The 16,149-nt window shown below is 57.9% G+C and carries 13 protein-coding genes; 3 read left to right on the top strand and 10 right to left on the bottom strand.

Going from position 1 to position 16,149, the window contains the following annotated elements:
- Positions 1 to 90: 90 nt before the first annotated feature.
- Both E2484_RS25985 and E2484_RS11430 read right to left on the bottom strand, forming a co-directional pair.
- On the bottom strand, positions 91 to 327 hold the full coding sequence (locus tag E2484_RS25985; RefSeq protein WP_394347913.1) for a DUF7386 family protein: 237 nt from the start codon (positions 325 to 327) through the stop codon (positions 91 to 93).
- A gap of 923 nt (positions 328 to 1,250) precedes the next feature.
- Positions 1,251 to 3,353, bottom strand: coding sequence for an ABC transporter ATP-binding protein (locus tag E2484_RS11430; protein ID WP_137285376.1), 2,103 nt, complete (start codon positions 3,351 to 3,353; stop codon positions 1,251 to 1,253).
- 351 nt (positions 3,354 to 3,704) lie between these two features.
- On the opposite strand from E2484_RS11430, the gene E2484_RS11425 reads away from it, so the two are divergent.
- Entirely contained in the window at positions 3,705 to 4,943 is a 1,239-nt protein-coding gene (locus E2484_RS11425; RefSeq protein ID WP_137285375.1) for a metal-dependent hydrolase family protein, read from the top strand.
- A 19-nt stretch (positions 4,944 to 4,962) separates the two neighbouring features.
- Here E2484_RS11425 and E2484_RS11420 read toward each other — a convergent pair whose 3' ends face one another.
- Complete coding sequence (locus E2484_RS11420) at positions 4,963 to 5,658, bottom strand: DUF1028 domain-containing protein (protein WP_137285374.1); 696 nt, start codon at positions 5,656 to 5,658, stop codon at positions 4,963 to 4,965.
- 95 nt (positions 5,659 to 5,753) lie between these two features.
- Here E2484_RS11420 and E2484_RS11415 point away from each other — a divergent pair, with 95 nt between their 5' ends.
- The gene (locus E2484_RS11415) at positions 5,754 to 6,998 is read left to right on the top strand and encodes a M20 family metallopeptidase (protein WP_137285373.1); all 1,245 of its coding nucleotides are present in this window, start codon (positions 5,754 to 5,756) and stop codon (positions 6,996 to 6,998) included.
- Positions 6,999 to 7,028: 30 nt separating this feature from the next.
- On the opposite strand, the gene E2484_RS11410 is transcribed toward E2484_RS11415, so the two are convergent.
- The 7 genes from E2484_RS11410 to E2484_RS11380 form a co-directional block, all read right to left on the bottom strand.
- Positions 7,029 to 7,922, bottom strand: coding sequence for an ABC transporter permease (locus E2484_RS11410; protein WP_137285372.1), 894 nt, complete (start codon positions 7,920 to 7,922; stop codon positions 7,029 to 7,031).
- Positions 7,919 to 8,878 (bottom strand): ABC transporter permease, encoded by a 960-nt coding sequence (locus E2484_RS11405; RefSeq protein ID WP_137285371.1) that lies wholly within the window; start codon positions 8,876 to 8,878, stop codon positions 7,919 to 7,921. Before E2484_RS11405 ends, E2484_RS11410 begins: the two co-directional genes overlap by 4 nt.
- A gap of 3 nt (positions 8,879 to 8,881) precedes the next feature.
- Positions 8,882 to 10,303: an ABC transporter substrate-binding protein gene (locus E2484_RS11400; RefSeq protein ID WP_170977313.1), complete on the bottom strand. Its 1,422-nt coding sequence runs from the start codon at positions 10,301 to 10,303 to the stop codon at positions 8,882 to 8,884.
- Positions 10,304 to 10,733: 430 nt separating this feature from the next.
- Positions 10,734 to 11,861, bottom strand: a complete 1,128-nt coding sequence (locus E2484_RS11395; RefSeq protein ID WP_137285369.1) for an ABC transporter ATP-binding protein — start codon at positions 11,859 to 11,861, stop codon at positions 10,734 to 10,736.
- A 113-nt stretch (positions 11,862 to 11,974) separates the two neighbouring features.
- On the bottom strand, positions 11,975 to 12,880 hold the full coding sequence (locus E2484_RS11390; RefSeq protein ID WP_137285368.1) for a carbohydrate ABC transporter permease: 906 nt from the start codon (positions 12,878 to 12,880) through the stop codon (positions 11,975 to 11,977).
- Entirely contained in the window at positions 12,877 to 13,839 is a 963-nt protein-coding gene (locus E2484_RS11385) for a carbohydrate ABC transporter permease (RefSeq protein WP_137285367.1), read from the bottom strand. The genes E2484_RS11390 and E2484_RS11385 overlap by 4 nt, the downstream gene beginning before the upstream one ends.
- 2 nt (positions 13,840 to 13,841) lie before the next feature.
- Positions 13,842 to 15,233: an ABC transporter substrate-binding protein gene (locus tag E2484_RS11380; RefSeq protein WP_137285366.1), complete on the bottom strand. Its 1,392-nt coding sequence runs from the start codon at positions 15,231 to 15,233 to the stop codon at positions 13,842 to 13,844.
- A 275-nt stretch (positions 15,234 to 15,508) separates the two neighbouring features.
- Here E2484_RS11380 and E2484_RS11375 point away from each other — a divergent pair.
- Positions 15,509 to 16,149 (top strand): aspartate dehydrogenase domain-containing protein (locus E2484_RS11375; protein WP_137285918.1); only part of this gene is annotated, 641 nt, incomplete at its 3' end.

The following is a 16,149-nucleotide window of genomic DNA, read 5'->3' as shown; positions in this document are numbered from 1 at the left end:
GTTCGAACGGCGGCGCCCGTTTTCGGGGACGGACCCACTGGCCAGCGTGACTGCTACTCGCTCTGAATGATTCAGCAGAACCGGCATAATCTATCGCCACGTGCTCTCGACACTGGTTCGGTAGCGAAGTCCGATGACAGAGGTGTTGGCGATGTCCTGAATGACGTTCGGCGGATACTCACTTCGGACAGCATCGATGTTCTCCTGACTTTCGATGAGATGGATCACCGCGGCGTCGATGACGTCACTGGTCGGTGGGTCATCGTGGGGATCGGCAGCGACAATCTGCTCGGCTTGTTCGATGGGCCGCTTCCGCTCGTCGCTCAGTCAGAGCGTGGTTCGTTTGGTGGCCATATGAACCGATGTATGCACTGGGAGTCCTAGAGCGTTGTACTGCGGGTACTGGAGGGGTCGCTCTTTAAGTACCCTCCCTGCAGACCGAGCCGATCCATCGTGACGAACTGAGAGAACGGGGTCATTCTATGCACATCGCGGGGTGCGGTGCATCCGATATCGTGCATACATCGCGGGAGCTGCATACATCTACGCGCGACCCCGGGGGTCGCGTCTAAACAGGCAATTAACGGTATAGGTGCGACAAAGAGAACGATTGGAGTAGCGAGCTTGTTCATCGACTGAGAGATGCCAACAATGACTCGGCTAATCCAGTTTCCATACCGTCATGTGGACAGTGTCCTCAGCAGAAAGAAATCCTCCAAGAGATAGTTGCTGCCCGGTCGGACGTTAAGTTCGAGAAAATCAATGCGACCGAGAAAGTAGGGGAGGCAAACAAATACGGTGTCCGGTCTCTCCCTCAACGATTGACCTTGATGACGATGGCAATATGGTGTCGAAGTTCGATGGTCTGACGCAAGCTGCCGAGATTACAAACGCCCTATAAACCTGAGCACCACTTCTGGGCCAGATCGCCCGTTCATTACGGGCTTCTCTGGAGAGTTAAACCGGTAACTAATATCGCGGTGTCGACGGTGTTCGACGGGTCATGAGGGGCGACTGCTGAAGAAATGGGGTAGTGACTCTGATTTCGGGCTCGTGGGGTGGACGGTCTCCCAATCGTTGGCCTGGTGCGGGTTGATGCCTCGGCGAGGAGCTCTGTAACCTGTGCATTCAGTTACTCTCCTAGAGAAATGTATCTATATCAGGAGGAAATAGCAGTATTTAGAAGTGTTAAGAATTGATGGGCCCGAAGTGCTCTTGAAGTCTTGGAATGGCGAAAGACAACCAGTTATCTAGCCCCGGTCGTCGAGAACGGTAGATGCCGGAAGCTCTTCCTCGGAAAGGACACAAGTAACATGTGAGCCGTCTGTGAGCTGCTGGGTTGGCGGGAATTCGGTGTCACACTCCCCTTCGATGTATCGAGGGCAGCGAGTATGAAACGGGCAGCCACTGGGGGGATCTATCGGTGAGGGGACGGAACCCTCCAGACGAATCCGCTCGCGTTCCACGTCGGGATCCGGGATGGGAATAGATGAGAGCAACGCGGCTGTGTACGGATGGTATGGCGGGGAGAACACGTCTTCGACGGAACCGATCTCCATGATGTGGCCAAGATACATGACGGCGATCCGGTTGCAGATATGCCTCACCACACTCAAATCATGGGCGATAAATAGGATGGTAAAATCCATTTCCTGTTGGATATCCATAATCAGGTTGATTATCTGTGCCTGGATGCTCACGTCTAGCGCGCTCGTCGGCTCATCGGCGATCATGACCTCGGGTTCGACGGCCAGCGCGCGGGCAATACCGATCCGTTGTTGCTGTCCACCACTGAACTCGTGTGGATACTTGGTCCTGTCTTCCGGTTCAAGTCCAACAGTTTCGAGCAACTCTTCTATCCGTTCTACCTTCTCGGTTCCCGAGGCTATCCCGTGCAATTCCATCGGCCGGCCAATGAGTTTTCCGACGGTCTTCCGGGGATTCAGGCTACTGTTCGGGTCCTGAAAGATGAACTGGACTTCCCTGCGGATCGATCTGAGCTCGGATTTAGATAGTTCAGTAATGTTCTGTCGCTCGCCGTCGTGGGTACGGACGAAGATATCACCATCATTGGCCTTCAGGAGTCCAATGAGGGTCTTCGCTGTAGTGGACTTCCCACAACCGCTCTCGCCTACCAGACCAAGCGTCTCCCCCGCTTGAATCTCGAACGAGATTCCGTCAACGGCCTTGACGTATTCCCGCTTGAGTCCAATCGGAAACCCATTGCGAGAGCCGTCGAACTCAATCCGGTCGATGATCGAGTCCTCTACCGGGAACCACTTTTGAAGGTCGTCGACTTTAATTACCGATTCGTCACCTGAGATGCCTCGAGTTAGCTCGGCGGTCGTCTCTTCCGGCCACTCAGTGTTTATCTCCCGCCAGCGGATGCACCGGCTTTGGTGCCCGCTATCGATGTCTTCCATAGGAATTTTCCCGCTCTTGCATTCCTCGATAGCGTAGGGACAGCGGGGGTGAAACCGACATCCTCGCGGGAACGAGCGTGGATTAGGGACCGACCCGTAAATTGTCGTCATTTTCGACGACCGGTCACCAGTAATCGAGGGGATGCTAGCTAGTAATCCCTGTGTGTATGGGTGACGCGGATTTTTGAAAATTTCGGACACAGGACCCTTCTCTACGAGCTGGCCTGCATACATGACTCCAACGGTATCACACACTTCGGCGACAACGCCGAGGTCGTGGGTGATCAGGAGGACGCTCGTGTCGAACGACTCAGAAATCCGGTCCAGGATGTCGAGGATCTGTGCTTCTATTGTTACGTCCAGCGCCGTCGTCGGCTCGTCGGCGATCAAAAGATCCGGTTCGCAGGAAAGCGCCATCGCGATCATGGCCCGCTGAAGCATTCCCCCGCTAAGTTCGTGGGGATAGCTATCTACCCTGGTTTCGGGGTCGGATATCCCGACTTCTGCTAGCATGTCGATCGCGATAGTCCGCGCTTCCCGCTCCGACACGTTCTGGTGGAGCTCTATCGCTTCTTGTATCTGACTCCCGACGGTGTATACCGGATTCAGCGACGTCAACGGATCCTGGAAAATCATCGAGATTTCACCGCCCCGGATCTTCCGGAGTTCTGCTTTCGACTTTGTCCGCAGGTCGACGCCCTTGAACTCGATCGTTCCCTCCGTAATTCGGCCCGGAGACTCGATGAGTTGGAGGATCGAGTGAGCAGTGACGCTTTTTCCTGCACCGCTTTCACCGACAAGTCCTAGTATCTCGCCGGTCTCGATGGAGAGATCGACGCCATCAACTGCGGTTATCACCCCGTCTTCCGTCGGGAACTCCGTCGTCAGCCCGGAAATTTCCAACAGGGTGCTAGAATTCTTGGACGACATTCCGGATGGTCACCCCCTGGATACTTTTCCAAACCATTAGTTCGGCTATATAGGATGAAATCACGTTGGTCAATACGAAAAACTTGTTACGTAGAATTAAAGGTTCCGACGGTTGGGGTCGGTCGTTCAATGTGCCCGCTAGTGGAACTGTGAATCTTCTGAACGAGGCACGCTCACCTACACGCGGATAAGATACTGTAATCCAAGATACAATGGTGGATTCCCGAAGGACGCGACACAAAGGTAAATACGAGGGTAGTGCCTAGGAGGCGATTCCTCATCGCGAACGTTCATAACCAAGTGGCATCACCGGTAGACCCATGTATATCGGCGTCGCTTCCACAGTTACGAATGAAGCGTGTAGTAACCGCTGACAGGGTGTTAACCCCCGATAGAACGATCGAACCGGGCATGGTAATCCATGAGGGGGGACGGATATTGGACGCGGGAACGGCTGGTGAGATTACGATACCGTCGACCGTAGACGAGGAGGTCAACCTCGACGGGTATAGCATTCTCCCCGGCCTGGTCGACGGTCACGTCCATCTCACCGGAACCGGCGTTGATGTTGTCCCCCCACGCGGCCCTTTCGAGGAATCCATCGCGGGATCGACTATTCGAGCAGTCGAGAACGCACGTCGAACGCTCCACGCTGGCGTGACAACGGTACGGGATTTAGGCGGTCCCAACGAGGTTGTCTTCGAGCTCCGCGATCGAATCGATGCCGGGGATATATCGGGTCCCAGAGTTATCGCTGCGGGCCAAGGGTTGAGCACCACCGGCGGTCACGGCGATACAGTCCCCGAACGGATTGCAACGGACGAGATGAGAGAGCAGTCCGTAACTAAAAGTCGCGTCGTCGACGGCCAGCTAGAAGTACGTCGCGCGATACGGTCGCAACTGAAATGGGGGGCCGACGTGATCAAGGTGTGGGCCACGGACGGCGTAACTGATGAGTCCGGCGGTCACGAACTTCATTTCACCCCGACAGAACTGACGGCAGCGAGCGAGGAGGCGCGTAACCGAGATGTCCCTGTCGCAGCCCACGCACACTGCCCTGAGGGGATTCAGGCGTGTCTCGACGCTGGCGTCCGATCTATCGAGCATGGCATCTGGATGGACGAAGAGTCGATGAATCGCATTGCCGAGTCAGAAGTTTACCTAACGCTGACATACGCCACGATGTTCGCACTGGTCGAAGACGAGAGGCGGCCGGAGTGGATGCGCGACAACGCCGACCGGGCCCTGGACCATCACCTGTCAATGCTCCCACGGGCGCGAGAACGAGGCGTCGCGTTCGCAATGGGGACCGACGCTGGAACCGCTCTCCCGAACGGCCATAACGGGAGAGAACTCGAACTCATGATTCGGGAAGGAGGGTTCGATCCCGAGGACACCATCGAGGTCTGCACCGAACGGACGGCGGCGATGCTCGGTTTGGACGACGTTGGGCGGATCGAACAGGGCTACATTGCGGACTTCATCGCTGTAAAGGGGGATCCGATTGAGGACGCCGAACTGCTCTCCGACCCCCAAAACATCCATCTCGTCGTGAAGGATGGTGAAGTCATGAAAGACGAATTGGGGTAGCCGCCACGTATGGCCGAAGTCACGCCAGTCTGGCGTACTTCTCCCGCAACGATTTGAGAGCCTCTTGGTGGGCGGTGATAACAGCGTCGAGCGTCTCCTGCAAATCATCAACGGGCGTAGTGGTCGCGTCAATCCTGACGTCATGACTCGCCGGTTCCATAATCGGGTAATCCTCTGTGTCCCGGATCAGAATCGCACCACTCTGGATTGAGAGTTCGTCCCGAGCATCGCCACCTACCTCCTCACCAGCGCGCAGAACTGCGAGTAATCGCTGTGCGAATCCGTCGTCTCGCTCGCCATCAACGTACGCTTTCTCCATCGACTTGACGACCGCTTCAGAGCGGAGCAGGTTACCAGCAATGGAGTAGTTCTCGCCGACGAGATGCCCGGCCCATCCGTCACAGTCTTCTCCAGTATGAGCGAACGCAGACTCTTGGTCTACACCGTGTAGTTGCCGGTGAGAGGCGTTTGGATCGGCGTTGAGTAGCGCCGGCAATGCATCCCCGACCCTGAGACCGTCGGCAAGATACGCGACGCCTTTGCGTCCGAGTTCAACGTTGAGCCTGCTTTGAGTCGAGACGGCTCCCGACTGATTTGCGAACGGACAAAGTGCGCCCACTCGTGGAAGCCGCGTGACGACTGCTACGCCGTACCGGATTTGTTCTCGCTCCTCGTCGTCGAGATACGATTCTCTCGCACAAATGCTGAAGGTCATCCATCCGAGAGTAACCGTCTAGAAGGATAAAGCTACGCTAACCGTCCGTCTCCTCTATGAGGTAGAATTAACGTACCTACGGACGTGGTTTCGTTATGGTATCGTCTGACAAGTGGGCCGAGATAACCCAATCCGTTGAAGATAATCGCGGGGAGGCTGTGGACTTCCTCACAAAATTGGTCAAGACGCCGAGTGTAAATCCGCCGGGTGAGTATGATCGAATCCGGTCCGTGTTAGAAGAGCACTACGAGGTTGTCGGGTGGGAACACCGGACAGTTGACGCCCCAAGAGACCTTCTGGAGTCGCTTGGTTTACCGGAACCCAGGCCGAACGTTTTGGCGACGCCAGATAAGCACCACGGACCCACGCTGGGTTTGATCGCTCACTTCGATACTGTCCCGGCGAACGCCGAAGAATGGAAGTGCGATCCCTTTGGCGCGGAGATCGTTGACGGTCGGCTGTACGGGCGGGGAGCCAAGGACTGCAAAGCCCGAATTGCTGCCTACACCTTGGCAGTGCGGGCTCTGGAGGCATTGGACTTGCTCCCGACGAAACTGAACGTGGTAGTGGCGGCCACAGCAGACGAGGAGACGGGAAGTACTGCCGGTGCGAAGTATCTCGCAGAGTCCGGCGAGTTCCGGCCGGAGTACGCCATTCTTGAAGGGAACGTCGACCGTATCTGGTATGCCACGGCGGGCGTCCTCCAGTACGAGGTGACGATAAGCGGTAAGTCTGCACACGCAGGGTTAGATCCCCAGAAAGGTGCAAATCCGATCTTCGGTCTAGAACCGTTACTACCGACCGTGCGGTCGTTGAACGATAAGCTCTCTACCGTCAACGTGTCGATCCCGGGCATGACACCACCGACGTGTATCCCAACGATGCTTGACGCGGGTATCAAAGAAAATGTTATCCCATCTACCTGTAAAACAACCATTGACATACGAGTGCCGCCGAACGTTGAGAGCGAATGGCTGGACGAGAAGTTCCTGAATACGATCGAGGATCTTTCACTACCCGATGGATTGTCGATTTCCTCGAAACAGACTCACCGTATTGATGCGTACGTCGCTGACTCGGAAGGGATACTGGCACGGACGGTCAGGGAAAACGCCATTCGGGGGTTGAACGGCGACGTGCCGATGGAGGGCGTCATGGGTCCGACAGACGCGCTATGGTTCGGGGGGTACGGCTGTGAATGCGTCCACTTCGGTCCGGGCGATGCCGAGTCAAACCAGCATGGCCCTGACGAGAACGTTTGTCTGGACCAAGTAATTGATGCGGCGACTGTGATAGCGGCCAGCATCCTTGACCTTGCAGATCAGATTGACCGGGACTAATCGGGCTGATAGTTCAGGCAGGAGGGATGCTTAAACCCCACCGGATGCATCGACTTTCGGATCCATATAGTCCCGGAGTGCGTCGCCGAACAGGTTCAGGCTGAGGACGACAGTACCGATGGCCATCCCTGGCGCGAGGACCATCCATGGGCTCCTAGCAAGGTAGTCACGTCCTTCGGCAATCATCAACCCCCATGAGGGCGTCGGAGGTTGAGTCCCCATTCCGAGGAACGAGAGCGCCGCTTCGGAAAGGATGGCGAACGCGAAAGTGATGGTGGCTTGGACAATGAGTGGTGGTAGCGTGTTCGGGAATATTTCGTAAACCATTAGATACTTGTCAGACTCGCCACGGGCGCGTGCAGCGTCGACGAAGTCCTCAGTGATTGTTTCCAGTACGGCACTCCTCGTGACTCGCGCGAAAAACGGGGTGTATACGAGGCCTAGCGCGATCAGCACGTTCGTCAATTCTGGTCCAAGGGAGGCCATAATGACGAGTGCCAGCAGAACCGGTGGAAAGCTCATCAAGGCGTCCATCAGGCGCATGATCGATTCGTCGAGCATACGACCGTAGAACCCCGAGATGATGCCCAGTGGAACTCCGATCCCCGCCGCGATGGTTACGCTGACGGCACCGACGTATACGGAAGTCCGCGTGCCCATGATGATGCGCGAGAGGATGTCGCGGCCGAAGTTGTCGGTCCCCATCGGGTGTACGAAGCTGGGTGGTGCTGCCCGGTTCATCACGTCTAATTTAAAGGGATCGTATGGCGTGATATACGGCGCGAAGGTAGCGACGATGACGAACGTAAGCAACCCGAACGTTCCGACGAGGAACTTCGGGTTGGACCACATCGCCCGGATGGCCTCTTGAATCTGCTCAAGTCCTCGCTCCCACCGCGAGTCTCGTACGACTTGTTGGCTCATCGGTCACCTCCGTACTTGATCCGTGGATCAACGACCGTGTACAGGATATCCACTGTGAGATTGGCGAAGATGAAGACTGTCGCGATCACCATCACGGCTCCTTGGATTAGGGGAAGGTCTCTGTCAAGGATCGCCTGGTACGTGAGACTGCCCACGCCGGGATACGCGAACACGGTTTCAATGACGATGACACCACCGAAGACGTAGCCGACTTGGAACGCGATGACCGTCAAGGTGGGGAGCAACGCGTTCCGCAACCCGTGCTTGTAGACGACGTTTCGGGTCGTGACGCCTTTCGCTACAGCGGTTCGAATGTAGTTTTTCCCCATCACCTCCAGCATTGACGACCGAGTCATTCTTGTTATGTATGCCATGAGATACCACGTTAATGCGACGGTAGGGAGGGTCAATCGCCGTACAAACTCTCCGAAGTTCTGTCCCGGGTCGACGTATCCGGATGGTGGTAATAATTCCAGGGTGCGTGCAAAGACAAGGATAAAGATTAGCCCCCAAAAGAAGTTTGGAATGCTGATCCCCGCGAAGGTGAATGAACTGACCAAAAAGTCGATCCACCCATCGCGGTGCCGACTTGCGATGACGCCCAAGGGGATAGAAAGGGAGACACCGAGGACAACCGTCGCCGTCGCAAGATAAGCCGACCGCGGGATTCGCTTGGCCAGAACCTCAATCACAGGTTCGTTGAAGATGAACGACCGACCTAGGTTTAGTGTTAGGACCCCGATTAGCCAGTCGGCATACTGGACGTAGAGGGGTTCGTAGAGACCGAGGTTTCTACGGATCTGTTCCAGTCGCTCGGGCGAGGCTTCCTTGCCTGCAATCATCTGTGCTGCGTCGCCGGGGAGGATTTGCGTAAAGAGGAACGTAAAGAAGCTCACGATGAAGAGGGTGAGGAACGACGTGAATACCCGTTTAACGATGTAACTTCCTCGCCCCATGTATTAGTCGTCGAACCAGTTGTTCCACAGTCGAAGTTCTGACGGTCCCCAGACAAGGTCGCCTTTCACACTGTTGCGCCGGCCGTACAACTGGTCCCAGTAGAAGACATTGATGAACGGAACGTCTCTACGGTAGATTCGCTGGGCCTCAAGGTACAACTCTCGTTGTTCTTCCGTGTCGGTCGTCCGTGCTGCGTTTTCGACCGTGGTGTCCATCTCATCGCTCGCGTAATTAAAGTAGTTCAGCGACCCCTCCGAATGACAGATTTTGTTGAAGGCGCCAAACGGGGTTGCATGCGTCCCGAGGAACGGGAACGAGGTCATGTCATACTCACCCGTACTGAAGGTCCGTTCGAGCACATTATCCCAGGTGGTAACTTGGAGTTCGCAGTCGATACCGACTTGGGCGAGCCACTGCTGCATTGGCGTTCCTAGTTCTACACTCGGAGTGTACACTTCTGGTAGGAGGAACTCCATCTCGAAGCCGTCTCCGTATCCAGCCTCTTCGAGTAATCGGGTTGCTTCCTCGAAGTCCTGTGGAACGGGGTCCGCGTCGATCGCGTAGGCGTGGAACGCCGGGAGCACTGTGACCGCCGGAGATCCGAACCCATCAAGGGCGAACTCGATAGCCTGTTCGACATCGATCGTGTGGTTGATTGCCCGCCGTACGCGAACGTCGTCGAAGGGTTCCTTCGCGTTGTTGAACGCCAAGAACTCGTTGACGAACCCGCTGTAGGATATAAGTTCTAAAGAGTCGTCGTTTTCGACGCGGTCGGCGTTGTTGGTCGGAACATTGACGACGACATGAGAGTCACCGGAGAGCAGTCCATCTAGTCGAGTACTGTTTTCAGCGATTGGGTTCGTCTCGATTTCGTCGAAGTACGGTACGCCGTCCATACGGTAGTCGTCGAACTTCTCGAGCCGTGCGAAGTTCCCCCGCTCCCAAGTGTCGAACACGTATGGCCCAGTTCCGACCGGTTCGGCGTCCTTGTCTAGGTGTTCCCTGGGAAGGATGGCTGTGTCCGTCCTCGCCAGCACCGACGAAATGAGGGCGGGGTAAGTGTGGTCCAGGGTTAGCCGCACGGTGTAGTCGTCGACAGCTTCAATCCCATTCACTGGAGCCATATCCTCGCTCGCGACGGTTGCCTGGTCGTTCTTGACCTGCTGTAAACTGGCCACAACGTCGTCGGCGACCAGTTCTCTGCTTACCGGGGGATGGAACATGACACCCTCGGGGATCTCGAAGAGGTACGTCTTTCCGTCGCCCTCCGTCTCGTAGCTTTTGACCAGTCGCTTCTCGGGAAGCAGTTCGTTGTTCAGGATGAACAGACTCTCGACGATGTGAACGGCTAATTGCGTGTCAACGATAGCGATTCTATAGTGGGGGTGTAGCTGCTGTACCGCCTCGCTCGTCGAGTACACCATTTTCCCCCCGGATTTCGGTTCGCTCGTCGGAGTGGTATCTCCACTATTTCCAGTCGTCGTTTCGCCAGCAGTCGTGGTGGTTTGCCCTCCCCCCGTACATCCGGCTAATGCTAGCGCTGAGTATGCGCTCATCCCAGCCAAAAGTTCCCGCCGCCTTACGGGATGATCCTGTTTGTTAGAGCTTGACATACGCAGATAAGGAAGTGAAGCAGTCACATAATGATACCGATAGAAATAACGCATCTGAGTGATTTCACGTACGATTAATGAAAATAGTGGTTTCTTATTTTTGCCGTTTCACTAATTACATCGTCGTACAGCAACGTGCATCGACTTCGTGCATACGCTGGTGCGAGAGCTTATACTGTATTGGAGAACCCCGCGGACGTCTCTCGAAACGGTAGTCGCTAACAATCGTGCCGACAATTAATTACGCCCCTTCGGACAGGACGGGCTCTTTCTCACGCCGGATGAGGTCTCCGCTACCGTCGAAGAGGTACACGTCCTCGCCGTCGACGCTGAGCGACACCGGTTCGTCCTCGGTGATAGAGGTGTCACTCGGTATCGTGGCTCGGATATCGTCGTCGGGGCCCTCGATGTACACGAGCGACCGGTCGTCGATGCGCTCCAGCAGGATGACCTCAGCCTCGTAGATGCCTTGCGAGCGGTCGGTCGAGATGCGGCCGTCCTCCGGGCGGAAGCCTACGGTGACGTCCTCGCCCTCGTACGACGCCGGCAGGTTGTCGACGCTGAACGAAATCGAGCCGTCGGAACCCTGGATAGTCGCCTCGCCGTCCGAGACCGACGCGACGTGGCCCGGGATGAAGTTCATGCTCGGATTCCCGATGAAATCGGCCACGAAGAGGTTCGCTGGCTGTTCGTACAGCTCGTCGGGGGTGCCGACCTGCTCGACGTTGCCGTCGTTCATGACGGCGATGCGGGTGCTCATTGTCAGCGCCTCCTCCTGGTCGTGGGTGACGTAGATGGTGGGCTTGCCCAACCGCTTGTGAATCCGCTGGATGACCTTCCGCATCTCGACCTTGAGCTTGGCGTCGAGGTCCGACAGCGGTTCGTCCATGAGGAACACGAGGGGGTCCTGGATGATGGTCCGGGCGAGCGCGGCCCGCTGGCGCTGGCCGCCGCTGAGCTCGCCCGGGTACTTGTCCAAGAGTTCGGGAATCTGGACGATTTCGGCGACCCGCTCGGTCTCTTCGTCCCGTTCGGCCTTGTTCATGTGCCTGAGTTTCAGCGGGTACTGGATGTTCTCCCGAATCGTCATGTGAGGGTACAGCGCGATGCTCTGGAACATCATCGCGATGTCGCGTTTGTTGGTCGGGATGCTCGTCACGTCCCGTCCGTCGAAGCGGATCGCTCCCGACGTCGGCGTCTCCAACCCGGCGATACAGCGCAGGGTCGTCGTCTTCCCGCAGCCCGAGGGGCCGACGATGGTGAAGAAATCGCCCTCCTCTATCTCGAGGTCGATATCCCTGACCGCGACTTCCGTTCCGCCGGGGACACTGTACTCCTTCCGAAGCGATTCTATTTCGATGACTGACATTTGTTGCCACCAGGACTAGTTTGATAGGCGTTATCTATTCGCAAGGACGGGTAGGGGTATAATTCTTATGCGTCTCCGTACCGCTGGCCGGGGTAGCGGTGCCGGAACGGTCGTTACCCAATACCACCGGCCCGGAAGCCCCGCAGCAGGTACTTCTGCAGGAAGAAGACGAACACGAACGCCGGGAGGATGATGAGGGCGCTCGCGGCCATCACCTGTCCCCAGTAGACGTGCTGCTGCTGGGTGAACGAGTAGACCCCGATGGTCAGCGGCCACTTGCTCTCGCTGATCATCAGCACCTTTGGCATCGTGAAGCTGTTCCACGAGACGGCGTACGAGAAGACCGCCACGGCGATCATCCCCGGCTTGGCCATCGGTAGCGCGACGTCGTAGAACGCCTGGAACCGAGTCGCGCCGGCGGTGATCGCAGACTCCTCGAGCGAGACCGGGACCGTCTGGAAGAACTTCCACATCAGCCACAGCGAGAAGGGAAGCGAGATGGCCGTTTCTGCCAAGATGAGGCCGACGTAGGTGTCGATGACGCCGAGTCGCTGCCAGAAGATGAACATCGGAATTGCCAGCAGAATCGGCGGGAACATGTAGCCGAAGAGGATGGTCCGGGCGAACGTCTTCTTCAGCGGGATGTCGAGTCGGGTGAGCCCGTACCCACCGAGCGTTGACGTCACCGTCGTCAGAAGCACGACGCCCAGCGCGACGATGATGCTGTTCGCGTAGAAGGTGAGGAACATCGAGTCGGTGAGGATCGTCTGGAAGTGCGTGAGCGTCACCGACTCCGGCAGGAGTGGCACGGGCCGGGTGAACATCTGGCTCTGCGGACGGAACGCCGTGCTAAACATCCAGAACAGCGGGAAGATGATGACGGCGAGGCCACCGAACAGCGAGATGTAGAACGCGACCTTCTTGACGCGCCGCCGCTGGTCGAACGAGAGCTGTCGCCACAGCGGAACGTTCCCCCGGTAGTCGACTTCCTGGGTGCCGTGCCCCGTGTCGGTACTCATTCGACACGCACCTCCTCTTCGGGTTCGAGGACGGTGAAGTATAGGAACGCGCCAATGACGAGTATCAGGAAGAGCAGCGCCGACGTCGCCGCCGCCCTGCCGAGGCGGGTGCTATTGAACGCCACTTCGTAAGCGTAGATGGGCGCCGTTGACGTGACTTCCTTCGGTCCGCCGCGAGTCAGCACCCAGATGATATCGAACTTGTTGAACATCCAGATGCCACGCAACAGCAGCACGATAAATATCACGCCCTTCAGGTTCGGGAGCGTGATATCTCGGAACTTATGGTACGCGTTCGCCCCGGACACGGTCGCGGCCTCGTAGAACCCCTCCGGGATGCTCTGCAACCGGGCGAGTACCATAATGGTCACGAAGAGGGTGAACTTCCAGCTGCTGGTGAGAATCACGGCCGGCAGGGCCCACGTCGTTGACCCGTACCACGGAACCGCACTATCGAGCGCGCCGATGCGAACGAGCAGGTCGCTGATGATGCCGTACTGGGAGTTCCCCATCCACAGCGCGATGAATCCGAGCACGGCGGTCGGGATGAGGTACGGCAGCATCGCGACCGCGCGCGCGAAGTTCGCGAACTTGAACGACCGGTTGACGATCAGCGCCAGCGCCGTGCCGGCGATGAGCTGGAGCACGACCGACCCGCCGGCGAACAGCAGCGACCGCCACAGCGATATCCAGAAGCCGCCGTCGGTGAGCACGGCCTGATAGTTCTCGATGCCGCTCCAGGTCCAGTCCGGCGAGTAGATCGAGGTGGAGTGGAAGCTGGCGTTGATCGCCCACGCGATGGGGAGCAGATTGACGAACACGAACAGCGCCATCACCGGAACCACCGTGATGCCGATCAACACCCACTTCCGCGACAAGAACTCGAACACCGCGTCCTGCGCGGCGTGATACCGCTGGCCGAGAGTTCGCGCGCCGATCTGCTTGTCAGCCAGACTCATAATCAACCTTGCTGCGCTTGGTCCACCACGTTCTGGATCTGTGGTGCGTACTCGTCGACGATCGCCGCCGGGTCGCGTTGGTTAATCGTCGCGTCGTACATGATGTCCGAGAGGATGTTGGACCCGTAGATGGCCCCTGAGTACGGGTTCGGCGGGTCGGTCTCGTCGGCGAGCGTCGTGTAGTTTTCCGTCGCGTTCTTCATCGTCTGGATGTCATGGTCGGTCCAGACGTCCGGGAGTTCGTTGAGCTGCTGCTGGACCGCCGGCAGTTCGAAGATACCGGGGAACGGCGGAATGATGTGAATCGGCGTGATCGCCATGATCTGCGTGAAGTACTTCGGCTGCGCGAAGAACTCCATGTACGTCTGGGCCGCCTCGACGTCGGCATCCTGGAACGTGATTAGACCGTCAGTGAGACCACACGTTAGCGCACCCTCCGTCCCGGGGCCGGGCTGTTGAACTGCCGCGACGTCGCCGGCGAAGGGTCTGTCTTGGACAACGCACTGGTTCTTCGGCCGCGACCCCACCCACCAGGCGTGCGCGGAGTTCTCGTTGGCCAGCACCGTCGAACCCTCACAGCCGATGTCCTCGTTGCCTCCGGAGAAGGACTTCAAGTCCTGCAGGTACGACAACGTCTGAATCCACCTGTCGCGATTCGAGCCCTCGGCCATGATGACGTTGATGTCGCCGTCGTTGTTCTCCGCCACATTCGCTCCCGCCGAGTACGCGAAGCTCATCAGTTGGAGTTCGGTACAGAAGCTGGTCCCACCCAGAAGCGCCGTCCCGTTCAGGTCGGTGTTCTCCTGGACGTTCTGGGCTCCCTGAAGCAGGCTCTCCCAGGTGGTGGGCGCCTCGTCGTAGAGGTCGGTCCGGTACCAGAACATCCCGATGTTGCTCCCGAACGGCATCATGTATTCGTCACCCTGGTACTGCATCCGCTGGCGCGGCTCGCCGTACCGATCGGTCGCCGCCTGGAACGCCTCGTTGACCGGAGCCGCGATGCCGCGGACCGCAAATAGCGCCGACTGGGACACCGACGACAGCAGGACCTCCGGCGGGTCACCCGATTGGAGCAACTGGGCGAGACGCTCCTCGGCGCTCCCGCCGGTGGCCTGGTACTCCATGCGGACGGTGGCGCCGGTGGCCGCCTGGAAGTCGCTGCCGACGTTCGAGAAGAAGTTGCGGAACGCGTCGCTGGTCTCGTCCACCAGGAAGTGGACCTCCTGCCCACTCAAATCCGGCCAGTCGCCCTCGACCGTCGTGGTCGTTTCCTGTCCGACGGAGGCGCCACCCCCGGTACAGCCGGCGATACTTCCGAGGCCTGTCACGCTCAGACCCTTCAAGACGTTCCGGCGATTCACCTGATCACTCGTACCCCTCTTGTCATTTGTCATCGTACCACAAGATATGTAATCATCTGTTATAACATATACCTTGCCCGGAGCATCTCAGCCAGATATATAAAATGCAATCAAACTTCCTCCTCGGTGTAGATTGAGAACCGAGTGAGTTAAGATATCGCCGCGAGGCGGAGATAATGGGTAAGTGGATGATTCCAATGCCGCGACCAGTTCAATGGATCGCGAGCGACGCGGTTCGGCGAGCCCCTGTTGGTCGCCTCTGAAGACGGTAGCAAGATTATTATCAAACGCTAGTGTCTAGTATCGCCATGTACGAAGTCGGGCTAATCGGGACCGGAGCACTAGGATCGAAAGTAGCTGGACACCTCGTGGACGGACTGGTGCCCGGGGCACGGCTGTCGAGCGTGTACAACCGAACGCCGAAGCGGGCCCGGGCTGTCGTCTCGTCGCTGGACTCGGAGGCCGACGTCAACATCGCGTCCGACCCAGTTGAGGTCGCCGAACAGGTCGACGTCGTAGTCGAGACGGCAAGTCAGGCAGTCGTCGCGGAGTCGGCCGTCGATATCCTGTCCACAGGCGCGGACCTCGTCGCGCTGAGTGTGGGGGCGTTTCGCGACCCGGACCTCCTGGACGCGGTTCGGACAGCGGCCGACAAAAACGATTCGCGGGTCCGCGTCCCGTCGGGCGCTATCGCGTGCCTGGACGGCGTCGGCGCAATCAGGCACGGAACCGTGGACGGGGTTTCGTTGCGCTGTTACCGGCCTCCGGAGTACCTCGAACCGTACGTCGACGACGCTGTGGACGTAACCGAATTGCCGGACGGGGAGCCGATATTCTCGGGGACGGCGGCGGAAGCCGCCGCGACGTTCCCCGCGCACATGAACGTGGCCATTGCCCTCACGCTGACGGTCGATGTCAGGCCCGAGGATGTCACCGTTGAGATCTTCGT

The organism is Halorussus salinisoli, from assembly GCA_005239435.1.
Lineage (GTDB): Archaea > Halobacteriota > Halobacteria > Halobacteriales > Haladaptataceae > Halorussus > Halorussus salinisoli.
Note: the sequence above shows the minus strand (reverse complement) of the source record. Positions and strands in the feature narration are given on the sequence as shown.